Raw genomic sequence first — 26056 nt, 5'->3', positions numbered from 1 at the left:
GCACAGATGCGGGCGTGATGCGCCCGCACCGTGCTGGCCCTTCGCCTCCCCGCGAAGGGCCGGTCGTGCCTACTTGACCTTGCGCTCGGCGACCAGCGATTCCACCACCGACGGGTCCGCCAGGGTGGAGGTATCGCCCAGTTGCTCGGGCGCGTTCTCGGCGATCTTGCGCAGGATGCGGCGCATGATCTTGCCCGAGCGCGTCTTCGGCAGGCCCGGCGCCCATTGCAGGTGGTCGGGCGTGGCGATCGGGCCGATCTCCTTGCGTACCCAGGCCACCAGTTCCTTCAACAGCTCGTCGCTCTGCGCTTCGCCGGCCTTGAGGGTGACGTAGGCGTAGATGCCCTGCCCCTTGATGTCGTGCGGGAAGCCGACCACCGCGGCCTCGGCCACCTTGGGATGCGCGACCAGCGCGCTTTCCACTTCGGCGGTGCCGATGCGGTGGCCGGAGACGTTGATGACGTCGTCGACACGGCCGGTGATCCAGTAGTAGCCATCGGCGTCGCGGCGGCATCCGTCGCCGGTGAAGTACGTGCCCGGATAGGTGCGGAAGTACGTGTCGATGAAGCGCTGGTGGTCGCCGTACACGGTACGCATCTGGCCAGGCCACGAATCCAGCAGCACCAGGTTGCCTTCGGTGGCGCCGTCGAGCTGTTCGCCGTTGGCATCGACCAGCGCCGGGCGCACGCCGTAGAACGGCAGCGTGGCGGAGCCGGGCTTGAGGTCGACCGCACCGGCCAGCGGGCTGATCAGGATGCCGCCGGTCTCGGTCTGCCACCAGGTGTCGACGATGGGGCAGCGCGAATCGCCGACGGTTTCGTAGTACCAGCGCCAGGCTTCGGGATTGATCGGCTCGCCGACGCTGCCGAGCAGGCGCAGTGAGGCGCGCGAGGTCTTCTTCACCGGTTCCTCGCCCTCGCGCATCAGCGCGCGGATGGCGGTCGGGGCCGTGTAGAAGATGGTGACCTTGTGCTTGTCGATCACCTCCCAGAAGCGCGACACGTTCGGGTAGTTCGGCACGCCTTCGAACATCACCGCGGTGGCGCCGTTGGCCAGCGGGCCGTAGACGATGTAGCTGTGGCCGGTGACCCAGCCCACGTCGGCGGTGCACCAGTAGATGTCATCCTCGCGCAGGTCGAACACGGCTTCGTGCGTGTACGCGGCGTACAGCAGGTAGCCGCCGGTGGTGTGCAGCACGCCCTTCGGCTTGCCGGTGGACCCGGAGGTGTAGAGGATGAAGAGCGGGTCTTCGGCGTTCATGCGTTCCGGCTCGCATTCGGCCGGCTGCGCATCGACCACGGCGTCGAACCAACGGTCGCGCGGCATCTGCATGTCCACCGCGCCACCGGTGTGGCGCACGACGAGGACGGTTTCGACGGAGTTGGTGCCGGGCAGCTTGAGCGCGGCATCGACGTTCGCCTTCAGCGGCACCTTCTTGCCGCCGCGCAGGCCTTCGTCGGCGGTGATGATGAGCTTGCTGGCGCAGTCGGACACGCGGTCGGCGATGGAATTGGGCGCGAACCCTCCGAACACCACCGAGTGGATGGCGCCGATGCGCGCGCAGGCCAGCATGGCCACGGCGGCGTCGGGAATCATCGGCAGGTAGATGGTGACGCGGTCGCCCTTCTGCACGCCCAGCGCGCGCAGCGCATTGGCCAGCCTGCAGGTGCGTTCGTACAGTTCGCGGTAGGTGACGCCGTAGGACGGCGTGTCGGGACTGTCGGCTTCGAACAGCAGCGCGACCTTGTCGCCGCGTTCGGCCAGTTGGCGGTCCAGGCAGTTGACGCTGGCGTTGAGTTCGCCGTCGGCGAACCAGCGGATGCGGAAGTCGTCGAGGGCGTAGTTGACGTCCTTGATCTGGGTCGGCTTCTTGAACCACTCGAGGCGCTCGGCGACCTGGCCCCAGAAGGCCTCGGGATCGTCGATGGAGGCCCGGTAGTCGCGCTGGTATTGTTCGCGCGTGATGCGGGCCGTGGCCGCGAATTCCGGCTTGACCGGATACAGGTCAGTCATGAGGTCCTCCCGGGACGTTCAAGTAATGCGTCGATTCTGAAGCAAGCGGGGCGGAAGGCGCGCATCCGTCGGGACGACGTCGGCGCATCCGGGGCATCGAGTTTGACGCATACCGGCGTGCGGCATTGCAGCATCCGGCTTAGACGATGGTCTTAAAACGCGTGCGCCGCAGGCTGCGACAGATCGCCGCACCCCTGTTTTTCCCGGGGTTTGCCTTTGCTGCGCCGCCGTTACGACTAATGGCGAATAGGCGTTGCCGCCGTGCAGGCGCAAGTCTCCGTCAGCCGCGCAACGCGGCCATCGACCTTTCGGGAGGGGTTATGACCCAACGTTCCGCATTCGCGCGACGGCCATTGGCTGCCGCGCTGTTCGTCGCCTTGATTGCGCCTGGCATGGCCTTCGCGCAGACCGCCAAGGAGAAGGCGCTGGAAGCGCGCGTCGCCGACCTGGAGCGGCAGGTGCAGTTGCTGCTGTCCTCGCAGCAACAGCAGCAGACGCAGATCACCACCACGCAGGAGCAGGTGACGCAGGTGCAGGCTGCGCAGGCCGCCAAGCCCGCGACGCCGGCCGGCAAGCAGCCGATCCAGAACACCACCATCCTGACCGCGGCCAATCCGGGGGGCACGTTCTCCTACGGCGGCTTCATCAAGATGGACGCGATGGTCACCGACACCAGCGATGGCCGCATCGCCGACGGCAACTCCGGCCGCCTGTTCTATGTGCCCAGCACGATCCCGGTGGGCGGCCCGACCGCCAACGGCGGCGACGCCTACACCGATTTCCACGCGCAGTTCTCGCGCTTCTGGCTGAGCGCGGACCATGTCACCGACAACGGCGACAAGTTCAAGGGCTTCGTGGAAATGGACTTCTTCGGCGGCGGCAACAATGCGCTGGCCGGCAACGAGACCGCGACCAACACCTACGCCGTCACCCTGCGCCACGCCTACGTGACCTGGAACAACTGGCTGGCCGGCCAGACCTGGTCCAACTTCATGGACGTGGCCGCGCTGCCGGATGCCGTCGACTTCGTCGGTCCCACCGACGGCACGGTGTTCGTGCGCCAGGCGCAGGTGCGCTACACCAAGGGACCGTGGTCGTTCTCGGTGGAGAACCCGCAGACCACCGTCACCCCGTACCTCACCGGCACCCGCTTCAACAGCGGCGACAACGCGATGCCCGACGTCACCGCGCGCTGGCTGACCAAGGGCGACTGGGGCCACTTCACCGTCGCCGGCATGGTGCGCCAGTTCAAGCTGCTGGAGGAAACCGATACCGGTGCGTCCGTCAGCGTCTCGGGCAAGTTCAACCTGGGCAAGAACGACGACATCCGCTATGCGGTGAACGCGGGCCAGGGCATCGGCCGCTACCTCGCCTTCGGCGTGGGCAGCGACGTGGTGACCGAAGCCAACGGCGACATCACTGCGCTGGACGGCTATGGCGGTTTCGTGGCGTGGCGCCACGTGTTCAGTCCGAAAGTACGTACCAACCTGATGTACGCGGCCTCGCATTTCGACAACGACGCCGCAATCACCGGCTTCGGCGTCACCGAGCGCACGCAATCGATGCATGCCAACGTGATCTATTCGCCGTTCCCGAAACTGGACATCGGCGCAGAGCTCATCTACGGGCAGCGTTCGCTCGAGGACGACCGCGAGGGCGACCTGAAGCGACTGCACACCACCGTCAAATACACATTCTGAGGGGAATGCACATGAGTTCCACGTCTGCGCAGCATGCGTCTCCGGGCGATCTGACGAAGGGCCACAAGAAGGTCATCTTCGCCTCCAGCCTCGGCACCGTCTTCGAGTGGTACGACTTCTACCTGTACGGGTCGCTCGCGGCCATCATCGCCAAGCAGTTCTTCAGCGGCGTCAACCCGACCACGGGCATGATCTTCGCGCTGCTGGCGTTCGCCGCCGGCTTCTTCGTGCGTCCGTTCGGCGCGGCCTTCTTCGGCAGCCTCGGCGACCGCATCGGCCGCAAGTACACCTTCCTGGTCACCATCCTAATCATGGGCATCTCGACCTTCCTGGTCGGCGTGCTACCCAACTACGCGTCGATCGGCATGGCGGCGCCCGTCATCCTGATCATCCTGCGCCTGGCCCAGGGCCTGGCGATGGGCGGTGAGTACGGCGGTGCGGCCACCTACGTGGCCGAGCACGCGCCGGACGGCAAGCGCGGCCTGTACACGGCCTTCATCCAGACCACCGCGACGCTGGGCCTGTTCCTGTCGCTGCTGGTGATCCTGGCCTGCCGCCTGTCGCTGGGCACCGAGGCGTTCGAAGCCTGGGGTTGGCGCATCCCGTTCCTGGCGTCGATCATCCTGCTCGGCATTTCGGTGTGGATCCGCCTGCAGTTGAGCGAATCCCCGCTGTTCCAGCAGATGAAGGCAGAGGGCAAGGGTTCGAAGACGCCGTTCCGCGATTCGATGAAGGGCGGCAACCTGAAGCTGATGCTGCTGGTGCTGTTCGGCGCGACCGCCGGCCAGGCCGTGGTGTGGTACGCGGGCCAGTTCTACGCGCTGTTCTACCTGCAGAGCATCCTGAAGGTGGATTCCACCGTCGCCTACCTGCTGATCGCCGCCGCCCTGTTCCTCGCCACGCCGTTCTTCCTGTTCTTCGGCTGGCTGTCGGACAAGATCGGCCGCAAGAAGATCATCATGGCGGGCTGCCTGCTGGCCGCGCTGACCTACTTCCCGATCTTCAAGGGCATCACCCACTTCGCCAACCCGGGCGTGGAAGAAGCCAGCCGCAATTCGCCGGCCGTGGTGGTCGCGGACAAGAACACCTGCTCGTTCCAGTTCGATCCGATCCCGGGCACGCGCAAGTTCACCAGTTCGTGCGACCAGGCCACCGCCGCCCTCGCACGCGCCGGTGTGCCGTACAGCGTGCAGTCGGCGCCGGTCGGTTCGCTGGCCCAGGTGAATGTCGGCCAGACGTCGGTGACCTCGTTCGAAGCCGCGGGCCTGGCTGGCGATGACCTGAAGGCCAGGACGGCAGCGTTCGGTGGCGAACTGAAGACGGCGCTGGGTGCGGCCGGCTATACGGAGAAGGCACCGACGGACCGCATCAATGTCCCGATGACGATCTTCCTGCTGTGGATCCTGGTGATCTACGTGACCATGGTCTACGGCCCGATCGCCGCCTACCTGGTCGAGCTGTTCCCCACGCAGATCCGCTACACCTCGATGTCGCTGCCGTACCACATCGGCAACGGCTGGTTCGGCGGCTTCCTGCCGGCCATCTCGTTCGCCCTGGTCGCGGCCACGGGCAACCTGTACTACGGCCTGTGGTACCCGATCGGCATCGCGGTGATGACGCTGATCATCGGCACGTTCTTCCTGCGCGAGACGAAGGACGTCGACATCACGAAGTAACCGTTCCTCCCCGGCCGGCCCCTCCCAGGGCCCAGGGCCGGCAACCTCGACGCCGGTCCTCGTGGCCGGCGTTTTCTTTGGCATAACGCCCACGCGCTACGCTGGCAACCCGTCACGAGGCCTTCGCCATGCCGCTGATCACCCTGACCATCCGTGCGCCGAAGGACGAGGCCTTCAAGTCGTCGATCCTGGAGGCGGTGTATGCGGCACTGGTCGCCTCCGGGGTGCCCGCCAGCGACCGCTTCCAGCGCGTGCTGGAACTGTCCGCCGAGGATTTCCGTTTCGACCCGTCCTATCCCGACGCCGCCGGCGCGCGTGACGACGACTTCGCGCTGATCGAGATCCTGTGGTCGGCAGGCCGCAGCGTGAAGGTGAAGAAGGCGCTGCTGGCCGACCTGATGCAGCGGCTCTCCGCTGCGGGCAGGAACCCGGAAAACGTCATGGTGTGCTTCAAGGAAACGACGTGGGAGAACTGGGCGTTCGCGGGCGGACGCCTGATCCACACGTGAGGCGGCTCAGCGCGGTGGCGCCGCCAGTTCCTTTTCGCTGAGGAAGCCGTCGCCGTCGGCATCCTGCCGCTTGAAGCGCGCGGCGAGCTGGGCGAGGTGCGCCTCGCGGGTGATCGGTTTGCCGCGCCCGCCGGGCAGTTCGTCGGCGGACAGCACGCCGTCGCGATTGCGGTCCATGCCGTCGAAGGCGTAGCTCATCCAGGCCTGGTACTCGGCCAGGCTGACGCGGCCATCGCCGTCCGTGTCCATGCGCGCGAGATAGTCGCCGGTGGCATTGACCTGCGCCATCGCCAGGAACGGCATGCAGGCAAGGGCGAGCGGGGGCAGGCAGCGGCGCATGCCGGCATTGTAGGGGCGGCATCGCGGATCGCGCGATGCGGTCGCTCCCGTCGCGGCGTGGCCCTCGGCCCGGCGGCGTATTCGGGTACGCTGGCAGCGCACCGATCCTCCCCGCCCCGATGAACCTGCCTGCCTCCCCCGCCGCGGCCACGTCCGCCGCGCCGCTGTTCGAACTGGACCGCGCCACCGTCGTGCGCGGCGCCAGCCGCGTGCTGCGGGACCTGTCACTGACCATTCCGCTGGGCCAGCACACCGCCATCCTCGGCCCCAACGGGTGCGGCAAGTCGACGTTCATCAAACTGATCAACCGCGAGCTGTACCCGCTCGCACGCGAGGGCGATGCGCCGGTGAAGGTGTTCGGCATGCGCCGCTGGAACGTCAACGAGCTGCGCAGCCGGTTGGGGGTGGTGACCAGCGACCTGACCCGCGACCTGCAGCAGATGCCGCACCTGCGCGTGGAGGACGCGGTGGTCACGGGCTTCTTCTCCAGCTTCATGCCGCCGCCGCACCGCAACGTCGACGCCGGCATGCGCGCCCGCGCACGCCACGCCCTGGAGGACGTGCGCGCGACCGCACTGGCCGACCGCCAGGTCGCCGAACTGTCCACCGGCGAGATGCGGCGCGTGCTGATCGCGCGGGCGCTGGTACACGAACCCGAGGCACTGTTGCTGGACGAACCCACGGCCGGGCTGGACCTGGTGGCGCGGCAACATTTCCTCGGGCTGATGCGAACGCTGGCGCAGCGCGGCATCACCCTGGTGCTGGTGACGCACCACATCGAGGAGATCATTCCCGAGATCGACCGCGTGCTGGTGTTGCGCGATGGCAGCGTGCAAGCCGATGGCGACCGCGCCAGCACCCTGACGGAGGGGCAACTGAGCCACGCGTTCGGCGGCGCGGTACGCGTGCGGCGCGAGGGCGACTACTACTGCGCGGCTCCGGCCCATGCCTGAGCTGCCCGAAGTCGAGACCACCCGGCGCGGACTGGCGCCGCATGTCGAAGGCCGACGCATCACGGCAGTGACGCTGCGCCGGCCCGACCTGCGCTGGCCGATCCCGCCGGAGGTCGCACGCGACCTGCCCGGCCAGCGCATCGAGGCCGTACGCCGGCGCGCCAAGTACCTGCTGATGGACACCGCCGCCGGCAGCGCCCTGCTGCACCTGGGCATGTCGGGCAGCCTGCGCGTGCTGCCGGCGGCCACGCCGGTGGCGGCCCACGACCATGTCGACATCGTGCTGGAGGGCGAACGGGGCGCGCCGGGCCGCGTGCTGCGCTTCAACGATCCACGCCGCTTCGGTTGCCTGCTGTGGCAACCCGTCGGCGAAACCCACCCGCTGCTGCAGGCGTTGGGGCCGGAGCCGCTGTCGGAAGATTTCGATGGCGATTACCTGTTCGCCCTGAGCCGCGGCCGCAAGGCACCGGTGAAGACCTTCCTGATGGACCAGGCGGTGGTGGTGGGCGTGGGCAACATCTACGCGGCCGAAAGCCTGTTCCGCGCCGGCATCTCGCCGTTGCGCGCGGCCGGCAAGGTCTCGCGCGAACGCTACGTGGCGCTGGCGGAGGCGGTGAAAACGATCCTGGCCCACGCCATCACCCGCGGCGGCACCACGCTGCGCGATTTCCTCAGCCCCGACGGCGCGCCGGGGTACTTCGAGCAGGAACTGTCCGCCTACGGCCGCGGCGGCGCACCCTGCCCGCGCTGTGGCCGGCCGATGAAGCAGGCCAGCATCGGCCAACGCGCCACGGTCTGGTGCGGGCATTGCCAGCGCTGACCCCCTGATGGATCAGCGTGTCCTCACGTCATGTGAGGTAAATGACGTTATATTCGCGCCCTTGGCATCACGGGGATGAGGGATGGCCGACGCTTCTGACATCACATTGTGGCTGGATTCGGCCCGTGGCGGCGACCGCGCCGCGCTGGACCGCGTGCTGTCCACGCTGTACCAGGAACTGCACACCATGGCGCGCCGCCAGCTGTCCGGCCAGCACGGCTACACGCTGGACGCCACCGCGCTGGTGCACGAGTCCTACCTGAAACTGCTTGGCTCCACCGGCACCGCCAAGTTCGAAGATCGCGCCCACTTCTTCGCCTACGCCGCCTCGTCGATGCGCAGCGTGGTGGTGGACTACGCCCGCAGCCGGCTGGCGCGCAAGCGCGGCGGCGACCTCAAGCGCGTGGCCGACATTCCGGAAGAGGTGGAAGGCAACCTGCGCCTGGACGAGGACATGCTGGCGCTGAACGACGCGCTGGAGAAGCTGGCCGCTGCCGACGAACGCCTGGCCCAGGTGGTGGAAATGCGGTACTTCGCCGGCCTGTCCGAACTGGAGATCGCCGAACTGCTGCAACGCTCCGAGCGCAGCATCCGCCGCGACTGGCAGAAGGCGCGGCTGTTCCTGCTGTCGGCCATGGCGGACAGCTGAGCCTGGCCCACCCGCGCCGCACCGATGGACGTCGAACGCTGGAAACGCCTGTCGCCGTTGCTCGACGTCCTGCTGGAGCTTGACCCGGAGGCGCGCGCGGACCAGTTGGAGATCCTGCGCGCCGACGATCCCGACACCGCGCGGGAAGTGGAGCAACTGCTCGCACTGGAAGAAGAAGGCGACGGTTTCATCGACCAGCCCCTGGTCGACAAGCCCGGCCAGCTGAAACCCGGCATGCGCGTCGGCCCTTACCAGCTGGAGTCGCTGCTGGGCGAGGGCGGCATGGGCATGGTGTGGCTGGCCTCGCGCGCGGACGGCCTGTACAAGCGCCGCGTCGCGCTGAAGCTGCTGCGCCCGGGACTGGCCGATCCCAACCTGCGGCTGCGCTTCACCCGCGAGCGCGAAATCCTGGCGCGCCTCGAGCATCCCAACATCGCGCGCCTGCTCGATGCCGGCATCGGCGGCGAAGGCCAGCCGTACCTTGCGCTGGAATACGTCGAAGGCGTGTCGATCACCGACTACTGCCTGGCCAACAACGTCGGCCTGGAGGCGCGGCTGGCGCTGTTCCTGCAGGTCTGCGAGGCGGTCAGCCACGCGCATGCGAACCTGATCGTCCACCGCGACCTCAAGCCGTCCAACATCCTGGTCACGCCGACCGGCGACGTGCGCCTGCTGGATTTCGGCATCGCCAAGCTGCTGGACGATCCCGAACCCGCACCGGTCCATCCACGGACCGAGGTGCGTGCCTTCACCCTGCACTACGCCGCACCGGAGCAGGTGCGCGGCGAACTCGTCACCACCATGACCGACGTGTATTCGCTGGGCGTGGTGCTGTACGAACTGATCGCCAGCACCAAGCCCTATCGCCTGCGCCGGCAGACCGATGCGGAATGGGAACAGGCGATCCTCGCCGTGGAACCCCTCAAGCCGTCGGTGGCCACCCTGCGCACCACCGACGGCAGCCGCAGCCAGTGCCCCGATGCACGCCGTACCTCGCGCAAGCTGGCCGGCGACCTCGACAACATCACGCTGAAGGCGCTGCAGAAGGCGCCGGAACAACGCTATCCGTCCGTGGAAGCGCTGTCGCTGGACCTGCAGCGCCACATCGAAGGCCGGCCGGTCCACGCACGTCCGCAGAGCGTCGGCTACCGGATGCACAAGTACCTCGTGCGGCACCGCTGGGCGCTGGGCACGGGCATCGCCGTGGCCTCCGTGCTGGTGGCCGCGCTTGCCGCCAGCGTGTGGCAGGGACGGCAGGCGATGCGCGAAACCGCGCGTGCGCAGGCGATGCAGGATTTCGTGATCGGCCTGTTCGACAATGCCAGCGCATCGCAGCAGGGCAGCACCTTCGACGCCCGCGAGCTGCTCGCCGCCGGCGAGCGCCGCGGCGAGCGCGAGCTCGCCAACCAGCCGCGCGCCCAGGCCGAGCTGCTCGGCGTGATCGCGCGGCTCAGGTTGGGCCTCGGCGACTACCACGAGTCGCTCGTGCTGCTGGAAAAGCAGGCACGCGTGCTGGCCGTGACCGATGACGTGCCCGACAGCCTGCGGTTGCAGGCCGTCACCCAGCACGGTCGCGTGCTGCGCCTGCTGGGACGCTCGCGCCAGTGCGTGCAGGTCATGGCGCCGATGGAGGCGCGCCTGCGTTCGCTCGAATCGCGCCTGCCGCTGCGGGTGGCGGAGTTCCAGTCGCAGAACGGGCGCTGCCGCGCCGATGCCGGCGAGAAGCAGCTCGCGCGGCAGATGTTCGACCGCTCGCTGGAGATCCGCCGCAACCTCAAGGATGAAGCCGGCGTCGCCGAGAACATGCGCGACCTCGCCCAGCTGGATGTCGAGCTGGGCAACGCCGACGCCGGTGCCCGCGGCTATCGCGCGGCGCTCGCGCACCTGCAGGCGCATGGCCAGTCGCGGCACCCGCTGGTGATCGAGATCCAGCGCAGCCTGGCCCTGCTCTACCGCAACCGCGGCGAAACCGATGCCGCCCTGGCCGCCTTCCAGCGCGCGCGTGACCTGGCCCAGGAAATCCACGGGCCGCAGCATCCGATCACCCAGGCCGTGCGCCGGCAGGTCGCCGCCATCCATGTCGACCTGGGAGAGCTGCGCGAGGCGGATGCGGAGATGCGCGAACTGCACGCGCTGACCCTGCGCACCGTCGGCCCGGACCATCGCGATGCCGCCGCCAGCTGGAACTCGCTCGGCATCATCGCGTGGGAGCGCGGCGACTACGACAGCGCCGTGCGCGACGTCGAACACGCGGTGAGCATCCTGCGCCGGCTGGACAACAAGCAGCTGCTCCCCAGCACCCTGTTCAACTACGGCATGGTGCTGCACAGCGCGCACCGCGAGGACGAAGCGCTGGCGATCCTGGAAGAGACGCGGCAGATGCGCGTCGAACAGATCGGCGCGAGCCACCCGCTGATCGGCGAGACCGATCGCATGATCGGCGAAGTGCTGGCGGCCAAGGGCGACCTGCGGGGCGCGACGGAACGGTTCGACCGTGCCGTGCGGCTGACCCGCGTGGGCTTCGGTCCGGACCATCCGCGCACCTGGTTCGCCGAACTGTCGATGGCCCGCCACCTGACGCGGCTGGGTCGGCCGCAGGACGCGATCGCGGCGCTGCAACCGCTGGCGACGCACGAAGGTGGCGGCAGCGAGGCACCCAAGCTGCGCTGGCAGGCGCGCGCCTACCTTGCGGAAGCGCGTTGCCGCCTGGGGGAAAAGGAACGCGCCCGCCGCGAACTCGACGCGCTGGCCGGCGAGTTGCGCATCGCACTACCGGACGGCGGCGTCATTCCGCATGAAGTCGCCGAACTTCGCGCCGCCTGCCGCTAGGGCGGCTCACTCCAGCGGCAGCGCTTGCTGCAGGGGATCGATGCGGCCTTCGCCCCGCGCGATCTTCTTGAACTCGGCGCGGCTCACCGACACATAGCGTTCGTTGCCGCCGATCTCCACCTGCGGCCCGTCCTGCACGGCCAGGCCCTGCTCGTTGACCCGCACGGTCATGATCGCCTTCTTGCCGGTATGGCAGATCGTCTTGATTTCGCTCATCTCGTCGGCCCACGCCAGCAGGTACTGGCTGCCTTCGAACAGCTCGCCACGGAAATCGGTGCGCAGGCCGTAGCACAGTACCGGGATGCGCAACGCATCCACCACTTCACTGAGTTGCCAGACCTGCGCGCGGGTGAGGAACTGCGCCTCGTCCACCAGCACGCAGTCCAGCTTGCCGTGCGCGGCGATGTCGTCGCGGATCCAGCGCTCAAGGTCGTCGCCACGCTCGAACGCCACCGCCTCCGCGCGCAGCCCGATTCGCGACGCCACCACCCCGGTACCCGCGCGATCGTCCAGCCGCGGCGTCAGGATCGCCACCCGCATCCCGCGCTCGCGGTAGTTGTGCGCCGATTGCAGCAGCGTGGTGGTCTTCCCGGCGTTCATCGCCGAATAGTAGAAATAGAGCTTGGCCATGTGCGGATTCTACCGCGTGGCGTCATCACTCCTTGCGGTCCGGTGGGCTGTCGGGATCCGCCGGCACACGTTCGATCTCGCCCACGTTCACCCGGCCCTTCATCGGTGCTTTCCAGATGGCGTCCTGCAGCTGCCAGTACTTTTCGGGCTGCCAGTACTTGGGCGCGTAATACTCGCCGCCGCTCAGGGTCATGCCGCTGCCTGCCAGTGGGCCGGTGTTGGGGATGATGGTGAGATTGCCGACGAATCCGACCCGGCTGCCCGTGGTGCGACCCCTTTCGCGGCGCAGGATCTTTTCCAACCGCGGCTTGGCGGCATCGTCGCCGTACTGGTCCAGCAGCGCCTGGCCTCGCGAGACGGCATCCTGCTGTTCCGCGTCGTCCAGCGCACTCCACATGCCCTCGCGGCGCACCAGGAAATCGTGGTACAGGCGCTCGGCCGCGATATCCATCCAGGCGTAGGCGATCGCGCGATCCGTGGCGACACCGATGCCGTTCCAGTACATCTCGGCGATGACCGCTTGCGCCGGCTTGTCGCCGTGGTACGCGGCGCGCTTGAGTTCTTCCAGCGCGACGGCGTATTCCTTGCGCTCGTAGGAGCGTATGCCCTCGGCCCGCCAGCGCAGGTCCGGATGCGCCGCCAGGAACCCTTCCGTCAACACCGCCGGATCGATCTTCGCCTCCTCTGCCAGTGCTGTCTCCCATGGCAATGCGGCGAAGACGACAAGCGCACAACGAAGGAACACGTTCATGCTGGCGAACCTGCGTCCGAATGCCGGGATGGGCGCCATGCTAGGAGAAGCCGGGCGCGGTTGTCTGTAAACTGATGGCCTACGCAGAAGTACACCCCATGCACGGTCTCAACCCCCCCCAACGCGCCGCCGTCCTTCACAGCAAGGGCCCCCTGTTGGTGCTCGCGGGCGCCGGCAGTGGCAAGACGCGGGTGATCGTGGAGAAGATCGCGCACCTGATCGCGGGCAACCACTTTCCGGCGCGCCGGATCGCGGCGATCACCTTCACCAACAAATCCGCCAAGGAAATGCGCGAGCGCGTGTCCAAGCGGATCAAGGGCGATGCCGCGGAAGGCCTGACCATCTGCACCTTCCATGCATTGGGCCTGAAATTCCTGCAGATCGAACATGCGGCGGTCGGCCTGAAGCGCGGTTTCTCGATCTTCGATGCCGACGATGCCCATGCGCAGGTCAAGGACCTGATGTACGGCGCCAAGCCCGACGACGTGGAAGCGGCGAAGAACCTGATTTCGCGCGCGAAGAATGCCGGCCTGTCGCCCGAAGAAGCGCTGGCCGAAGCGCGCACCAACCGCGAGAAGGATGCCGCGCTGCTGTACCAGCGCTACCAGGATCGCCTGACCACCTTCAACGCCGTGGACTTCGATGATCTGATCCGGCTGCCGGTGCAGATCCTGGAGAACAACCCCGAGATCACCGCGGCGTGGCGCGAGCGCATCGGCTACCTGCTGGTCGACGAATGCCAGGACACCAACGACGCGCAGTACCGCCTGCTGAAGGCGATCGCCGGCGAGCGCGGCGACTTCACCTGCGTGGGCGACGACGACCAGAGCATCTATGCGTGGCGTGGCGCGAACCCCGACAACCTGCTGCAGATGACGAAGGACTATCCGGCGTTGCAGATCGTCAAGCTGGAACAGAACTACCGCTGCAGCAACCGCGTGCTGCGCGCGGCCAATGCGCTGATCGCGAACAACCCGCACGAACACCCGAAGAAGCTGTGGAGCGACCAGGCCGACGGCGAGCGCATCCGCGTGTGGGAAACCCGCGACAACGAGCACGAAGCGGAGAAGGTCGCCGCCGAGATCGCCTTCGTGCAGGCATCGAAGAGTGCGGCGTGGAGCGATTTCTGCATCCTGTTCCGCGGCAACCACCAGTCGCGGGCGCTGGAAAAGGCGCTGCAGCTGCTGCGCATCCCCTACCACCTGACCGGCGGCACCGCGTTCCTGGAACGGCAGGAAGTAAAGGATGCGATGTCGTGGCTACGCCTGCTGGTGAACCCGGACGACGATGCGGCGTTCCTGCGCGCGGTGCAGTCGCCGAAGCGCGAAGTCGGCGCCACCTCGCTGGCGAAGCTCGCCGAGATGGCGCAGCACGCACACCTGCCGCTGTCGCGCGCCGCAGAATCGATGGGCGCGCTGAAGGCGTTGCCGCCGCGCGCGGCCAACGGCCTCAGCGCCTTCGTCGACATCGTGCGCGACCTGCGCCGGCATGCGGAGGAACTGCCGCCGGCCGACCTCGTGCGACGCCTGAGCGAACGCTCCGGCCTGCTGGCGGACCTGCGCGCGCAGTGCAAGGACGAGGCTTCGTTCCAGCGTCGCCGCGCCAACCTTGACGAACTGGCCGACTGGTTCGAAGGCGGACCGCGCGGCAGTTCGGCCGGCGACCTCGCCGCGCAGCTTGCGCTGCTGTCGCGCAACGACAAGGATGATGGCGGCAACCAGGTCCGGCTGATGAGCCTGCATGCGGCCAAGGGGCTGGAATTCCGCTACGTCTTCATCGTCGGCTGCGAGGACGGCACGCTGCCGCACGAGACCAGCGTCGAGGAAGGCAACCTGCAGGAAGAGCGGCGCCTGATGTACGTGGGCATCACCCGTGCGAAGGAGCAGCTGTGGCTCAGCCACAACCGCGAGACGCGCCGCTTCGGCGAACGCATGCGCCTGCAGCCGAGCCGCTTCATCGACGAACTGCCCGCCGAAGAACTGCAACGCGACGGCGCCGACCCGGTGGCCGATGCGGAACGCAAGAAGGAGCGCGCCAGCGCCGGCCTGGCGGCGATCCAGGCGATGTTCGACTGACCCACGACGCCGGCGGTTGCGCTACGCTGCGCGGCATCGCACTCCGGTGTACCTCGGCATGACGCGCGACAGCAAGGCTTGGCGGTGGATCGGCTTCCTGATCGCCCTCGTCGGCGTCGGCTTCCCGTACTGGCAGCTGCCGCCGGAACTGGCGGGCCTGCCGCGTGCGCTGTACGGCCCGGGACTCGTCGCTGTCGGGGTGATCGCAATGCTGCTGCGCGCGTTCGGCACGGGCCGCTTCCTGACGCTGTGGCTGTTGATCGCGCTGGCCGTACCGGCCGCCGTGCTGGTGCGGATCGCGATGGATACGCTGCGCCACGCACCTCCGGCTGGCGCTCCCGTGGCCGACATGGTGGTGGCCGCCGCGCTCGGGTTAGGTGCGTCCCTTGTCGGCATGCTCGTCGGCAGCCTGTTCCTGCTGCGCAGCAGCCGGCGCCCGAAGTGACGACAGGAGGAGTCGTGACGGAACCCCGCCTCTCCCACATACGCCAGATCGCCATCACCGTGCGCGATGTCGATGCCGCACTCGCGTTCTACCGCGATGCACTCGGCCTGGCGTTCCTGTTCCAGCCCGCGCCGACGCTCGCGTTCCTGCAGGCGGGCGACGTGCGCCTGATGCTGACCACGCCACAGGGTGCGGGTGCCGTCGGCGCCAACTCGATCCTCTATTTCGCCGTGGACGATATCGTCGCCACGCAGGCCGCGCTGGTCGCGCGCGGCGCGACCGAAGAGCGACCGCCTCAGCTGGCCGCGCGCATGCCGGACCACGCACTGTGGACCGGCTTCCTGCGCGATCCGGACGGCAACCTGGTGGGGCTGATGGAAGAAAAGCGCTGACGCCCTTGCCTGCGTTCAGCGCACCATGGCCGGCAACTCGCGCGCGGATTCGCCGGGAGGTGTCTGCCGAGGTGTCACGTGCAACGGCGATTCCTCGCGCGCCGCCAGTTCCCGCGCGACATCCGCCTGGAACTGGCGTGCCCACGGGCCACGCAGGTACTCGCTGACGACGGAAGACATCGGGTCGCCTCCCCTCGCCGCCGCCGCGCGCGAGGCCTGCTCCACCAGATCATTGAGCCCGGGCCAGGTGGAGCGATCAGCGGGATCGGGAGCCGTTCCTTCCACGGCCTTTTCAGTCCGGGGTGGCGATGTGCCCGTGCGGCGTTCGAACCGGGCGTCGAGGACTTCGTCGATCGCCTCCTTCCTGTTGCAGTCGTCCACCACGCCACGCCGGCAAAGTCGTTGGGGTGCCAGCGTGTCCACGTGGTCGCGGATGCCGTCGCGGTCGTAACCACGCGTGCCGTACAGGCCGCCCATGTGCTGGTCGGAGCGGTGGATCACGTACTGGTCGGGATCGGCGGGCAGCGCGCGCTTCTCCAGGTACGGCGTATCGCTGAGACGGTTTAGGAATTCGACGCCGAGGTTGTGGCTGAGCGTGCCGAGGCCGCTGCGCCCATAGGTATCGCCGATGTCGCTGTGGCTGCCGGACACCCATGCGTTGTAGTTCCGGTTGTCTTCGCTGAAACCGGGAATGACGTGCTGGCTGGAGGGGAACAGGTCGCGACGTTCGTGTTGCGCCGTGATCTGGAACGTGGAGAGCGTGGACGGTGGCAGGCGCCGGTCGTGCTCCTTGACGCCCGTCGACACGGGATCGAAGAGCAACGCCACTTGCGGCGTTTTCCCCGGCTCTACGAGCAGTGGACGGTCTGCGTACTGGATACTCACGACGAGATTTTCCGCATCCCGCGCTACCTTGGCCCCCAACGGATCGCGGATACCCCGTTCGTGCACCATGCGCTGGAGCGCCGCAATGCCTTCGCCGCCACGACTGAATCCCACGCCCGCTACCCGGATCTGCGCCTGGGGATCTTCATCGAGCCACTGCTTGGCCTGCTCGCAGAATTGCAGATAGGCGGTCTCGACCCGCTCATCGAAGGTATGTCCGAAGGGGCCGTCCAACAGCTTTCCAGGCTTCTTCAACAGGCCATTCTGGGTGTAGGTGCCTTCCACATAATCTGTTGCAACGCGCGCCGGCTTGCGTTCTTCGATCTGGTTGTACAGCTTGGCGACGACACTCCATTTCCCGGGGGCATCGTCGAACATGCTATTGCCGGTGCCGTCCATCGCCGCAACATACAGGCGTTCGTGTGGACGATCATCACGAAGAAGAACGGGCACACGAAGCTGCGTCAGATCCGCCTCGGTTCCACCATAGCTTTCCAGGCCCTTGGTGCCGACGATCTCGATGTCGATACCGCCATCACGCGACTGCGAGTTATGGTCTGAACCCATGACGGAGCACTCCTTGCTCAGTACGTGCGGCTGAACACCTTGATCAGGTCGTTGCGGAAATCACTGTGCGGGCGATCCGGAAACTGCGGCTTCTTCAATGCGATCATGTCCCGCATGTAGACGTTGATGGTCCGATCGTTGACCTCCAGGATGATTCCCGGTGTTCCACTGGTTGCAGGATCCAGAGCATCTTCCCGCGCGACACGATGTCGGATCAGCTCATCCCTGAAAATCTCGCCGATGTCGATCTCCGCCTCAAGCGGCGTGCCGTCCTTTGAGCGCCACGTGACGCGGGCGGGGGGTGGGAAGTTCGGGATGGGGCCACGGCCGGCACTCAGCAGCTTGTCGAGCGGTCGCCCATACGATTCGACCGAAGGCGATGGCCGGTCTTCCGCGCCATGCCTGAAACCCCGATAGAGGACTTCGCACGATTGGGTATCGAAGCAATGGCCGCCGAAATAATGCGCCCTGAACTTCAGCGGCCACTCGGCGCCGACGTTGGTGTAGTGGCCTTCCGGCAGCGCGTGAGAGGATTCGGATGAGGGCGATGAAGCCATGGTGGCGTGGCATCCTGTCGTGGCAACGGAGATCAGCGCGCTGGTCGCGATGCTCCGGATGAGGCGTCGTTCCATGAAAGCGTTCCGTGCCGGTGGGCGCAGCGAACGTAGCGCGATGGATCACCCGGCGCAACGCCGTCGCGCGCGCATTCGCATGCTGTTCGCCGGCCTGCCGGCGAATGCCGCGTTATCCGTCCGATGATGAATGTGAACAACGGCGAGAACGCGCAGGACGATGACAGCGAAGGCCGACGCTCAGCCTTCGCGCGCCGCGAGCAGAACGGATACCTGTTCGCGCAAGGCAGCGACCTCGCTTTCCAGCATGGCGACGCGTGCTTCCAGCTCCGCACTCACCGGTTCGCCCATCGGTGAGGACGGCGACCGCGCCGCGATTGCGGCGACATCCACCGGTCCGCTCAACAGATGCGCGTACCGGTCTTCGCGCTGGCCCGGTCCGCGCGGGATCTGCACGACGAGTGCGGTGTCGCGCTGGATCAGGCGGTCGAGGTGGTGGCGCACGTCGTCGGCATCGTTGAACTTGAACAGGCGCTCGCTGCGCGCGAGCAGCTCGTGCACGGTCTGCACGCCGCGCAGCATCAGCAGGCCGAGCAGCACGGCCTGTTGCTGGGGGATGCCGAAGAACGCCGCGGTGCGGTGCTCGTAGCGCTCGGCGCGCGAGGAGAACACCTGCTTCGCCAAGCCCTTCTGCTCCAGTTGGCGCAGCGCGTGGTTCACCGCACCGGGGTCCAGCGCCATCACCGGTTCACGCGCGGTCTTCTGGTTGGCGGCGGCCTGCGCGGCGTTGACCGTCAGCGGATAGGTCTCCGGCGTGGTGGCTTCCTTCTCGATCAGGCAGCCGAGCAGGCGGGCTTCGGCGGCATTGAGGACGGGCGTGGTGTCTTCCATGGGAGAGAGGCGCGGGACAAGGGTCGGCAGGATAGCGCGACGCCCCGTCGAACGACGGGTGTAACAGCGGTCGGCTAGAATTCCCGCACATTCGAAATGGGATCTTCCATGCGCGTTTCCCTGCTTGCCGCCAGCCTGGCGGTTTCCGTGCTGACCCTGGCCGCCTGCAAGCGCACCGAACCCGCGGCCGCGCCGGCCGATCCCGCCGCACCTGCTGCGACTGCCGCCGCAACGAAGCCCACCGGCGCGCACGACAACCTCAACGCCGTGGCGTGGGTGCAGACCTCGGTCGAGTACCGTGCGATCACCACGCAGACCTTCCGCGCCGCGGCCGACCACCTGGACGTCGCGCTGAAGGAAAAACACTGGGACGCGCTGGTACCGTCCGAACGCGGCAACGCCGCCACCGGTCTGAAGCCCGCCGTGGTGATGGACGTGGACGAGACCGTGCTGGACAACTCGCCCTACCAGGCGCGCCTGATCCGCGACGGCAAGGAATACGACGAGATCAGCTGGGACCAGTGGGTCGCCGAAAAGAGGGCCAAGCCGCTGCCGGGCGTGGTCGATTTCGCCAAGGCCGCCGCCGAGAAGGGCGTGACCATCCTGTACATCTCCAACCGCGCCGTGCACCTGAAGGAAGCGACGCTGGCCAACCTGCGCGAGGCCGGCCTGCCGGTCGCCGACGACAGCGTATTCCTCGGCCTGGGCACGGTGCTGGAAGGCTGCGAACAGAACGGCAGCGAGAAGAACTGCCGTCGCCGCCTGGCCGGCCAGCAGTACCGCGTGCTGATGCAGTTCGGCGACCAGATCGGCGACTTCGTGCAGGTGGAAGCCAATACGCGGGACGGCCGCCAGGCGCTGTTCGACGAATACGACGACTGGTTCGGCGAGCGCTGGTGGATGCTGCCCAACCCCACCTACGGTTCCTGGGAACCGGCGCTGTTCAACAACGCCTGGGACCAGCCGCCCGCCGCCCGCACGCAGGCCAAGCGCGACGCACTGGACTACGCCCCGTGAGCGCAGCCGGTCCCGTCGTGCTCAGCGCGCGCGAGCGCCTGATCTTCGCGCTGGACGCGCCGTCCGGTGCCGACGCGCTGGCGTGGGTCGACCGGCTGGGCGATGCGGTGCAGTTCTACAAGATCGGCATGGAGCTGCTGGCCAGCGGCGACTACTTCACCGTGCTGGATGAACTCGCCCGCCGCGACAAGCGCGTGTTCGTCGACCTGAAGTTCTTCGACATCCCCGCCACCGTGGGCGGCGTGATCCGTGGCCTGTCGCGCTGGCCGGTGACCTACGCCACCATCCATGGCTGGCACGCCGGGATGATGGAAGCGGCGGCCGACGCACGCGCGGGCGACCTGCGGCTGCTGGCGGTGACCGTGCTGACCTCGATGAACGGCGCCGATCTGCGCGCCATGGGCATCAACGGCGGTGAACCGGCGGAGATCGTCGTGCAACGTGCGTTGGCCGCGCAGGCTGCCGGCATCGATGGCGTGATCTGTTCCGGGCAGGAGGCCGGCATGATCCGCGCGGCGACCGGAGCCGGCTTCTCCATCGTCTGCCCCGGCATCCGCCCCGGCGGCCCGGTCGGCGACGACCAGAAGCGCACCGTCGGCGTGGCCGAGGCCTTCGCCCTGGGCGCCGATGCCATCGTGGTGGGCCGGCCGATCAGCCAGGCGCAGGATCCACGCGCCGCGGCCGAGGCGATCCAACTTGAAATCGCCGGCACACTCAATTAATTCAATAACTTACACACATCTATTTCAGGTATTGCCTTAGCATTCGGGCGCAGGTAGTCTGTGCGCATCCGGCCTCTGGGCCGGAGATGTGCCACAACACTTCGTCCTCCGGCTTCGGCCGGATTTCAGGAGGTCCGCGACGTCGCAAGACGGCCGGCCTCCTTTTTTATTGCCCGTCTTTTGTTGCCCGTCCGCCGGCAACTTGCGACGGCCGTGCTTGCTGCGCCCGCCGCCGGCCGCGAAGATGCGGGGCGACTGGGGAGTCACATCGCATGAAGCTGAAGCCGTCCGCGTCCGTCCTGCGCGTGCTGGCAGCCCTCGGGCTGTCGCTGGTGCTGCTGGCCGCCTGCAAAAAGCAGCGTGAACCGGTGGAACTCGCCGGCGCCACCAGCCAGCCGGCCGCCGCCGTGCGACAGCTGGCGTCCCACCTGCAGCGCAACGACCTGGTCGGATTCGCGCGCGACGCCGTCCCGCCGGACGTCCACGCGCGGCTGGACATCGCCTGGCGCGCCGGCCAGAGCCGCTGGCCGCTGACCGAGCTGCCCCTGGAAGACAAGCTGGTGCCGATGCTGGCCGCGCTGTCGGCCAAGGATGCGGAGAAAACGCTGCAGCGCAGCTTCGAGCGCCAGTTCGCGCGCCAGGACCGCGACCTGAAGGAAGCCGCGCGCACGCTGGGCCTGTTCGGCGTGCAATACGTGAAGAGCGAAGGCGACTACACCCAGGAAGAACGCGACCACTACGCGCAGGTGATCGCCGCGCTGGGCGACTGGGCGCAGCAGGCACCGCTAGGGGATCCCGCACTGGCGAAGACCACGCTGGCACGACTGGCACCGGCGGCGCGCCGTAGCGGCCTGGTCACCGAACAGGCGCTCAACGATGCGGGCATGGCCGCCAGCCTGCAGCGGCTGACGCCGTTCTTCATCGAGGCCAAGGCCACGCTCACCCGCTACGGGCTGCCGCTCGACACCACCTTCGCCGACCTGCGCACCGGCCTGGTCGAGGAAAAAGGCGACACCGCCACCGTGCGCATCCACTACCCGCTGGGCGAGCGCGAGATCGACACCGTGGTCAGCCTGACCCGGCGCGGGGGGCAGTGGTATCTCACCGACTACCTCAGGCACGCGGACGAGGTGCTGGCGGCCGCGATGCCCGCGCCGGACACGCTGCCGGCGCCGCCTCCCGAAGAAGAGAAGCCGTCGCCGCCGTGACGAACCGGCGCCCCTGCGCGATCACGGTCTTGGCACTCGCCACGCTGCTGGCGAGCGTGTCCACCACGCAGGCGCACCCGGGCGGTCTCGACAAGCACGGTTGTCATACGAACCGGAAGACCGGCGAGTACCACTGCCATCGCGGCGGCACCCCGGCTCGCACGACGCTGGTCGCGCCCGCGCCCGACCAACGACCAGCACCCTCCAGGCCTTCGCGCCTCGACGGCACAGGGGCGGGGCGCGCCTTCCGCAACTGCGACGAGGCCCGCGCACACGGGGCAGCGCCGGTACGGCGGGGCGATCCCGGCTACGGGCCTCACCTGGACCGCGACAACGATGGCGTGGGTTGCGAGCCGTACCGGGGCCGGTGAACCCTTGCGTTTCAGGCACTTGCAGGATTTCCTCCCGCCGCCCGCGCGGCCCTGGAACGCAGACAGGGGCGGCAGCGAACGCTGTAACCGCTTTCCAGCCGGCCATGGGCGTGCCCCATAATGCGGCCGATGCCTGAACAGAATTCCCTGCCGTTCCCGGACGGCCCGACCCCGACGCCGCCGGAGAAGAAGCCCGCGGCGACGGATATGCCTGCGCAGGATGCGCCGACCGATCCTGCGGCCGGCGGTGATGCGCCGGTGACTGCCGGCGTGCCGATGGCGTCACCTGCGCCCACCCGCCACGCCAAGCGCCCGCTATGGGCGCGCCTGCTGGGGCGCCTGGCCGATCCGTGGCTGGCGCTGAACATCGAACCCGGCGTGCCGGGCGACCTGCTGGACGGCCGCCCGGTCTGCTACGTGCTGGAAGACTACGGGCTGTCGAACGCGCTGATCCTGGACCGCGCCTGCCGCGACGCCGGCCTGCCCTCGCCCCTGTTGCCGCTGCCGGTCGGCGGCAATCCGCTCGGCCGCAAGCGCGCCTACGTGGCGCTGTCGCGCCGCAACGCCAGCACGCTGATCCCCGACCAGGTCAGCGCCAAGACCCATTCCGGTTCGCTGGCCAAGCTGCTGCAGGCGCATCGCGCCAGTCCGGAACTGGACGTGCAACTGGTGCCGGTATCGATCTTCGTCGGCCGCGCACCGGACAAGCAGAGCGGCTGGTTCTCGGTGCTGTTCTCCGAGAACTGGGCCATCGTCGGCCGCTTCCGCCGCCTGCTCGCCATCCTGCTCAACGGTCGCGGCACCATCGTGCGCTTCGCGCCGCCCGTGTCGCTGCGCACGACCGTCGACGAAGGGCTGGAGCCCGAGCGCACGGTCCGCAAGCTGTCGCGCGTTCTGCGCACGCACTTCCACCGCATCCGCGAAGCCATCATCGGTCCCGACCTGTCGACGCGCCGCCTGCTGGTGGACCAGGTGCTGGCTGCCGAACCGGTGAAGGAAGCGATCACCGAACAGGCACGCCGCGACAAGTCCAAGCCCGAGGACGCGTGGAAGAAGGCGCACGCCTACGCCTGGGAAATCGCCGCCGACTATTCCAACCCGGTGGTGCGTTCGGCCAGCTTCCTGCTGAGCCACGTCTGGAACCAGATCTACGACGGCGTGCTGGTCCACCACCTGGACAAGTTCAAGGAAGCCGCGCCCGGCCACGAAGTCGTCTACGTGCCCTGCCACCGCAGCCACATGGACTACCTGCTGCTGTCGTACCTGCTGTACGAACGCGGCATCGTGCCGCCGCACATCGCCGCCGGCATCAACCTCAACCTGCCGGTGGTGGGCACGCTGCTGCGCAAGGGCGGTGCGTTCTTCATGCGCCGTAGCTTCCGCGGCAACCCGCTGTACTCGGCGGTGTTCACCGAATACGTGGCGCAGCTGGTCTCCGGCGGCTATTCGCTGGAGTACTTCATCGAAGGCGGGCGCTCGCGTACCGGCCGGCTGCTGCCGCCGAAGGGCGGCATGATCTCGATGACCCTGCGCGCGTTCCTGCGCCAGCCGCGCAAGCCCGTGCTGTTCCAGCCGGTCTACATCGGCTACGAGAAGCTGCTGGAAGGCACCAGTTACCTGGACGAACTCAGCGGGCGGCCGAAGGAAAAGGAATCCATCTGGGCCGTGCTGTGGGGCATCCCCAAGGTGCTGCGGCAGAACTACGGCCAGGTAGTGGTGAACTTCGGCGAGCCGATCCCGTTGAACGACGCGCTGGCCAAACACGCGCCGGAGTGGGACGGCACGCCGGTGGGCGAGGAAGAGAAGCCCGCGTGGCTGTCCGACACGGTGGATGCGCTGGCGCAGCAGATCCAGGTCAACATCAACCGCGCCGCCGACGTCAACCCGATCAACCTGCTGGCGCTGGCGCTGCTGTCCACGCCCAAGCACGCGATGGGCGAAGCCGACCTGATCGCACAGATCGAGCTGTCGAAGGTGCTGCTGGCCGAACTGCCGTATTCCGACCGTGTCACCGTCACGCCGCATTCGCCGGACCGCATCATTTCCCATGCAGAGGAAATCAACATGCTGCAGCGGATCAAGCATCCGCTCGGCGACGTGTTGAGCGTGGACGACGACACCGCGGTGCTGCTGAGCTACTACCGCAACAACGTGCTGCACCTGTTCACGGCCTCGTCGTGGATCGCGTGCTGCTTCCAGAACAACCGCCGCATGAGCCGCGCCGGCGTGCTGCGGCTGGGCCGCACGCTGTACCCGTTCCTGCAGGCCGAGCTGTTCCTGCCGTGGACCGAGGACGAGTTCGCCGAGCGCATGGAGCGCACCATCGAGGTGTTCGTGCGCGAAGGCCTGCTGCAGCAGGTCAACGACGACGACGGCGGCATCCTGGCGCGCAGCGCCGGCCAGACCGACGAGGTGTTCCGCCTGCGCGCGATCGGCCATTCGCTGCAGCAGGCGTTCGAGCGCTACTACATCGCCATTTCGGTGCTGGTGAAGAACGGCCCGGGTACGCTGGGCGCGGCCGAGCTGGAAAGCCTGTGCCAGCAAGCGGCGCAGCGCCTGAGCCTGCTGTACGCGCCGGCCGCGCCGGAGTTCTTCGACCGGACGCTGTTCCGCGGCTTCATCCAGAAGCTGCGCGAACTGAAGCTGGTCTGGCCCGACGAGAACAGCAAGCTGCTGTTCGACGACCGCCTGGACGCATGGGCACGCGATGCCAAGGCCATCCTCGGCCGCGAACTGCGCCACACCATCGAGAAGGTCAGCCCGGAAGCGGTAAAGGCCGCAGCGCCCGCCGAACCCGTCGCCACGCAGGACTGACGCGCGCCATCCCCATGCTTGTAGCCGGCACCGTTTCGTACTTAACTGCACGCAACGGTGGGCCGGGGGATGCCGCGCCGTTCGCGACAGGGGAAAGCCGATGAACGACGACCACGCCCTCGCGCGCGTGCTTGAGCCGCTGTACGAATCGATCCTGGATCCGGACCGGCTGGACGACTTCAACCTGCTGCTGGGCCAGGCCACGCACAGCCACCTCACCGGCATCCTCGGCCATGACGTCGGTTGCGGGCGCGGCAGCGTGGCGCGCGTGGTCGGTGCGGACGCGGAGCGCTTGGCGGAGGAAATGCGGCCGCTGGACCTCAACGTCGATCCCTGGGTCAGCCGCGCGCTGCCGGCACTCGCCACCGGACGCATCTTCAACAGCGAAGACCTGCTGCCCAACACGCGGATGCGCCACACCGACGCCTACAACGCCTACTACCGGCAGTTCGGCGTGGAGCAGCAGGTCGCGGCCGTGGGCCACTACGACGGCGCCAATTCGATCACCCTGTCGATCTGCCGCGACGATCGCCACCGCCTGTTCGGCGATGCCGAACTCGGCCTGTTCCAGCGCGTGGTGCCGCACTGGGTCAACGCTTACGCGATCATGCGCCGGCTCGATCTGTTGCAGCAGCGCGTCGACTCGCTGGAAACGGCACTCGAGCAGGCGCCGATGGCGATGTTCACGCTGTCCGCCAACCGCCAGCTGCTGCGCGCCAATGCCGCCGGCGAACGCCTGCTCGGCCTGGGGGTGCTGCGTCGCGCCTCGGGCCAGCTGTCGGCACCGGGCTGGCAGGACGTCGCGCTGCAGCAACTGCTTGCACGCGCCACGCTGGCACGCCCGGATGGCCGCGCAGGCGATGTGGAGAAACTGGTGGTGCAGGCACCGGCTATCGGTGCGGTGGCGATCACCGCGCATCCGCTTGCGGCGCCGCTGCTGGCCGGCGAAGCCGCGCTGCTGGTCTTCGCGCAACCCGTCGCCACGGCGGACCCGGCACGACTGGAACATGCCCTGCAACAGCTGTTCGGACTGACCGATGCCGAGCGCCGCCTTGCCGTGGCCCTGTTGCGGCACGCGGACCTCGCTGCCGCCGCGCACGAATGCGGCGTAGCCGTCTCCACCGCGCAGACGCGGCTGAAGGTGGTGTTCGACAAGACCGGCGAGCGCAGCCAGCCCGCCCTGGTCAGGCTGCTGGGCGCACTCAACGCCGTCTGCTGAGCGGCGCGG

General features: G+C 67.9%; 23 protein-coding genes. 16 read left to right on the top strand and 7 right to left on the bottom strand.

Translation table 11 applies throughout. From position 1 onward, the window contains the following. Positions 1-69: 69 nt before the first annotated feature. Positions 70-2013, bottom strand: a complete 1944-nt coding sequence (acs, locus tag V7060_RS13295) for an acetate--CoA ligase (protein WP_334179731.1) — start codon at positions 2011-2013, stop codon at positions 70-72. 320 nt (positions 2014-2333) lie between these two features. On the opposite strand from acs, the gene V7060_RS13290 reads away from it, so the two are divergent. The 3 genes from V7060_RS13290 to V7060_RS13280 all read left to right on the top strand — a co-directional run bounded on the left by V7060_RS13290 (position 2334) and on the right by V7060_RS13280 (position 5898). Next, positions 2334-3713, top strand: a complete 1380-nt coding sequence (locus V7060_RS13290) for a DcaP family trimeric outer membrane transporter (protein ID WP_334179730.1) — start codon at positions 2334-2336, stop codon at positions 3711-3713. Between the two features lie 11 nt (positions 3714-3724). After that, positions 3725-5389: an MFS transporter gene (locus V7060_RS13285; protein WP_334179729.1), complete on the top strand. Its 1665-nt coding sequence runs from the start codon at positions 3725-3727 to the stop codon at positions 5387-5389. A 128-nt stretch (positions 5390-5517) separates the two neighbouring features. Continuing rightward, positions 5518-5898, top strand: a complete 381-nt coding sequence (locus V7060_RS13280) for a tautomerase family protein (RefSeq protein WP_334179728.1) — start codon at positions 5518-5520, stop codon at positions 5896-5898. 6 nt (positions 5899-5904) lie between these two features. Here the strand turns inward: V7060_RS13280 and V7060_RS13275 are convergent, their stop codons facing one another. Continuing rightward, positions 5905-6237, bottom strand: a complete 333-nt coding sequence (locus V7060_RS13275) for a calcium-dependent protein kinase 21 (RefSeq protein ID WP_334179727.1) — start codon at positions 6235-6237, stop codon at positions 5905-5907. Between the two features lie 119 nt (positions 6238-6356). Between V7060_RS13275 and V7060_RS13270 the strand changes: the two genes are divergently transcribed. From V7060_RS13270 to V7060_RS13255, 4 genes are all read left to right on the top strand, one after another. After that, positions 6357-7190, top strand: a complete 834-nt coding sequence (locus V7060_RS13270; protein WP_334179726.1) for an ATP-binding cassette domain-containing protein — start codon at positions 6357-6359, stop codon at positions 7188-7190. Next, entirely contained in the window at positions 7183-8010 is an 828-nt protein-coding gene (gene mutM / locus V7060_RS13265) for a bifunctional DNA-formamidopyrimidine glycosylase/DNA-(apurinic or apyrimidinic site) lyase (protein WP_334179725.1), read from the top strand. Before V7060_RS13270 ends, mutM begins: the two co-directional genes overlap by 8 nt. A gap of 82 nt (positions 8011-8092) precedes the next feature. Next, a complete protein-coding gene (locus V7060_RS13260) occupies positions 8093-8659 on the top strand; it encodes an ECF-type sigma factor (protein ID WP_334179724.1) in 567 nt (188 codons plus the stop codon). Between the two features lie 24 nt (positions 8660-8683). Continuing rightward, positions 8684-11488 (top strand): tetratricopeptide repeat protein, encoded by a 2805-nt coding sequence (locus V7060_RS13255; protein ID WP_334179723.1) that lies wholly within the window; start codon positions 8684-8686, stop codon positions 11486-11488. Between the two features lie 6 nt (positions 11489-11494). Here the strand turns inward: V7060_RS13255 and V7060_RS13250 are convergent, their stop codons facing one another. Next, a complete protein-coding gene (locus tag V7060_RS13250; protein ID WP_334179722.1) occupies positions 11495-12118 on the bottom strand; it encodes a thymidine kinase in 624 nt (207 codons plus the stop codon). Between the two features lie 25 nt (positions 12119-12143). Further along, entirely contained in the window at positions 12144-12869 is a 726-nt protein-coding gene (locus tag V7060_RS13245; protein WP_334179721.1) for a hypothetical protein, read from the bottom strand. Between the two features lie 98 nt (positions 12870-12967). Here V7060_RS13245 and V7060_RS13240 point away from each other — a divergent pair, with 98 nt between their 5' ends. From V7060_RS13240 to V7060_RS13230, 3 genes are read left to right on the top strand one after another with little or no spacing between them, the layout of a single operon-like run. Beyond that, entirely contained in the window at positions 12968-14944 is a 1977-nt protein-coding gene (locus V7060_RS13240) for a UvrD-helicase domain-containing protein (RefSeq protein WP_334179720.1), read from the top strand. 58 nt (positions 14945-15002) lie between these two features. After that, positions 15003-15389 carry a hypothetical protein gene (locus V7060_RS13235; RefSeq protein WP_334179719.1) on the top strand — a complete coding sequence of 129 codons (387 nt, stop codon included), beginning with the start codon at positions 15003-15005 and terminating at the stop codon, positions 15387-15389. A 14-nt stretch (positions 15390-15403) separates the two neighbouring features. Continuing rightward, positions 15404-15781, top strand: coding sequence for a VOC family protein (locus V7060_RS13230; protein WP_334179718.1), 378 nt, complete (start codon positions 15404-15406; stop codon positions 15779-15781). 15 nt (positions 15782-15796) lie between these two features. On the opposite strand, the gene V7060_RS13225 is transcribed toward V7060_RS13230, so the two are convergent. From V7060_RS13225 to V7060_RS13215, 3 genes are all read right to left on the bottom strand, one after another. Next, on the bottom strand, positions 15797-17233 hold the full coding sequence (locus V7060_RS13225) for a DUF2235 domain-containing protein (RefSeq protein ID WP_334179717.1): 1437 nt from the start codon (positions 17231-17233) through the stop codon (positions 15797-15799). A 17-nt stretch (positions 17234-17250) separates the two neighbouring features. Beyond that, complete coding sequence (locus tag V7060_RS13220; protein ID WP_334179716.1) at positions 17251-17865, bottom strand: hypothetical protein; 615 nt, start codon at positions 17863-17865, stop codon at positions 17251-17253. A 180-nt stretch (positions 17866-18045) separates the two neighbouring features. Next, complete coding sequence (locus V7060_RS13215) at positions 18046-18696, bottom strand: DUF480 domain-containing protein (protein ID WP_334179715.1); 651 nt, start codon at positions 18694-18696, stop codon at positions 18046-18048. A 108-nt stretch (positions 18697-18804) separates the two neighbouring features. On the opposite strand from V7060_RS13215, the gene V7060_RS13210 reads away from it, so the two are divergent. The 6 genes from V7060_RS13210 (at position 18805) to V7060_RS13185 (ending at position 26047) form a co-directional block, all read left to right on the top strand. After that, positions 18805-19713, top strand: a complete 909-nt coding sequence (locus V7060_RS13210) for a 5'-nucleotidase, lipoprotein e(P4) family (protein WP_334179714.1) — start codon at positions 18805-18807, stop codon at positions 19711-19713. Further along, positions 19710-20435 carry an orotidine-5'-phosphate decarboxylase gene (gene pyrF / locus V7060_RS13205; RefSeq protein ID WP_334179713.1) on the top strand — a complete coding sequence of 242 codons (726 nt, stop codon included), beginning with the start codon at positions 19710-19712 and terminating at the stop codon, positions 20433-20435. Before V7060_RS13210 ends, pyrF begins: the two co-directional genes overlap by 4 nt. Positions 20436-20707: 272 nt before the next feature. Then, entirely contained in the window at positions 20708-21643 is a 936-nt protein-coding gene (locus tag V7060_RS13200; protein ID WP_334179712.1) for a hypothetical protein, read from the top strand. Next, complete coding sequence (locus tag V7060_RS13195; protein ID WP_334179711.1) at positions 21529-22014, top strand: excalibur calcium-binding domain-containing protein; 486 nt, start codon at positions 21529-21531, stop codon at positions 22012-22014. The genes V7060_RS13200 and V7060_RS13195 overlap by 115 nt, the downstream gene beginning before the upstream one ends. Positions 22015-22134: 120 nt before the next feature. Beyond that, entirely contained in the window at positions 22135-24828 is a 2694-nt protein-coding gene (gene plsB / locus V7060_RS13190; protein ID WP_334179710.1) for a glycerol-3-phosphate 1-O-acyltransferase PlsB, read from the top strand. Between the two features lie 100 nt (positions 24829-24928). Next, complete coding sequence (locus V7060_RS13185) at positions 24929-26047, top strand: PAS domain-containing protein (RefSeq protein WP_334179709.1); 1119 nt, start codon at positions 24929-24931, stop codon at positions 26045-26047. Positions 26048-26056: the final 9 nt, after the last annotated feature.

This window comes from Pseudoxanthomonas sp., assembly GCF_036845285.1.
Lineage (GTDB): Bacteria > Pseudomonadota > Gammaproteobacteria > Xanthomonadales > Xanthomonadaceae > Pseudoxanthomonas_A.
The sequence above is the reverse complement of the archived record's forward strand: the minus strand, read 5'-3'. Positions and strand labels throughout refer to the sequence as shown.

Excerpts from the sequence above, each read along its gene's own strand:
- acs (WP_334179731.1), bottom strand. The coding sequence starts at position 2,013 with ATGACTGACCTGTATCCGGTCAAGCCGGAATTCGCGGCCACGGCCCGC.
- V7060_RS13290 (WP_334179730.1), top strand. The coding sequence starts at position 2,334 with ATGACCCAACGTTCCGCATTCGCGCGACGGCCATTGGCTGCCGCGCTG.
- V7060_RS13285 (WP_334179729.1), top strand. The coding sequence starts at position 3,725 with ATGAGTTCCACGTCTGCGCAGCATGCGTCTCCGGGCGATCTGACGAAG.
- V7060_RS13280 (WP_334179728.1), top strand. The coding sequence starts at position 5,518 with ATGCCGCTGATCACCCTGACCATCCGTGCGCCGAAGGACGAGGCCTTC.
- V7060_RS13275 (WP_334179727.1), bottom strand. The coding sequence starts at position 6,237 with ATGCGCCGCTGCCTGCCCCCGCTCGCCCTTGCCTGCATGCCGTTCCTG.
- V7060_RS13270 (WP_334179726.1), top strand. The coding sequence starts at position 6,357 with ATGAACCTGCCTGCCTCCCCCGCCGCGGCCACGTCCGCCGCGCCGCTG.
- mutM (WP_334179725.1), top strand. The coding sequence starts at position 7,183 with ATGCCTGAGCTGCCCGAAGTCGAGACCACCCGGCGCGGACTGGCGCCG.
- V7060_RS13260 (WP_334179724.1), top strand. The coding sequence starts at position 8,093 with ATGGCCGACGCTTCTGACATCACATTGTGGCTGGATTCGGCCCGTGGC.
- V7060_RS13255 (WP_334179723.1), top strand. The coding sequence starts at position 8,684 with ATGGACGTCGAACGCTGGAAACGCCTGTCGCCGTTGCTCGACGTCCTG.
- V7060_RS13250 (WP_334179722.1), bottom strand. The coding sequence starts at position 12,118 with ATGGCCAAGCTCTATTTCTACTATTCGGCGATGAACGCCGGGAAGACC.
- V7060_RS13245 (WP_334179721.1), bottom strand. The coding sequence starts at position 12,869 with ATGAACGTGTTCCTTCGTTGTGCGCTTGTCGTCTTCGCCGCATTGCCA.
- V7060_RS13240 (WP_334179720.1), top strand. The coding sequence starts at position 12,968 with ATGCACGGTCTCAACCCCCCCCAACGCGCCGCCGTCCTTCACAGCAAG.
- V7060_RS13235 (WP_334179719.1), top strand. The coding sequence starts at position 15,003 with ATGACGCGCGACAGCAAGGCTTGGCGGTGGATCGGCTTCCTGATCGCC.
- V7060_RS13225 (WP_334179717.1), bottom strand. The coding sequence starts at position 17,233 with ATGGGTTCAGACCATAACTCGCAGTCGCGTGATGGCGGTATCGACATC.
- V7060_RS13220 (WP_334179716.1), bottom strand. The coding sequence starts at position 17,865 with ATGGAACGACGCCTCATCCGGAGCATCGCGACCAGCGCGCTGATCTCC.
- V7060_RS13215 (WP_334179715.1), bottom strand. The coding sequence starts at position 18,696 with ATGGAAGACACCACGCCCGTCCTCAATGCCGCCGAAGCCCGCCTGCTC.
- V7060_RS13210 (WP_334179714.1), top strand. The coding sequence starts at position 18,805 with ATGCGCGTTTCCCTGCTTGCCGCCAGCCTGGCGGTTTCCGTGCTGACC.
- V7060_RS13200 (WP_334179712.1), top strand. The coding sequence starts at position 20,708 with ATGAAGCTGAAGCCGTCCGCGTCCGTCCTGCGCGTGCTGGCAGCCCTC.
- plsB (WP_334179710.1), top strand. The coding sequence starts at position 22,135 with ATGCGGCCGATGCCTGAACAGAATTCCCTGCCGTTCCCGGACGGCCCG.
- V7060_RS13185 (WP_334179709.1), top strand. The coding sequence starts at position 24,929 with ATGAACGACGACCACGCCCTCGCGCGCGTGCTTGAGCCGCTGTACGAA.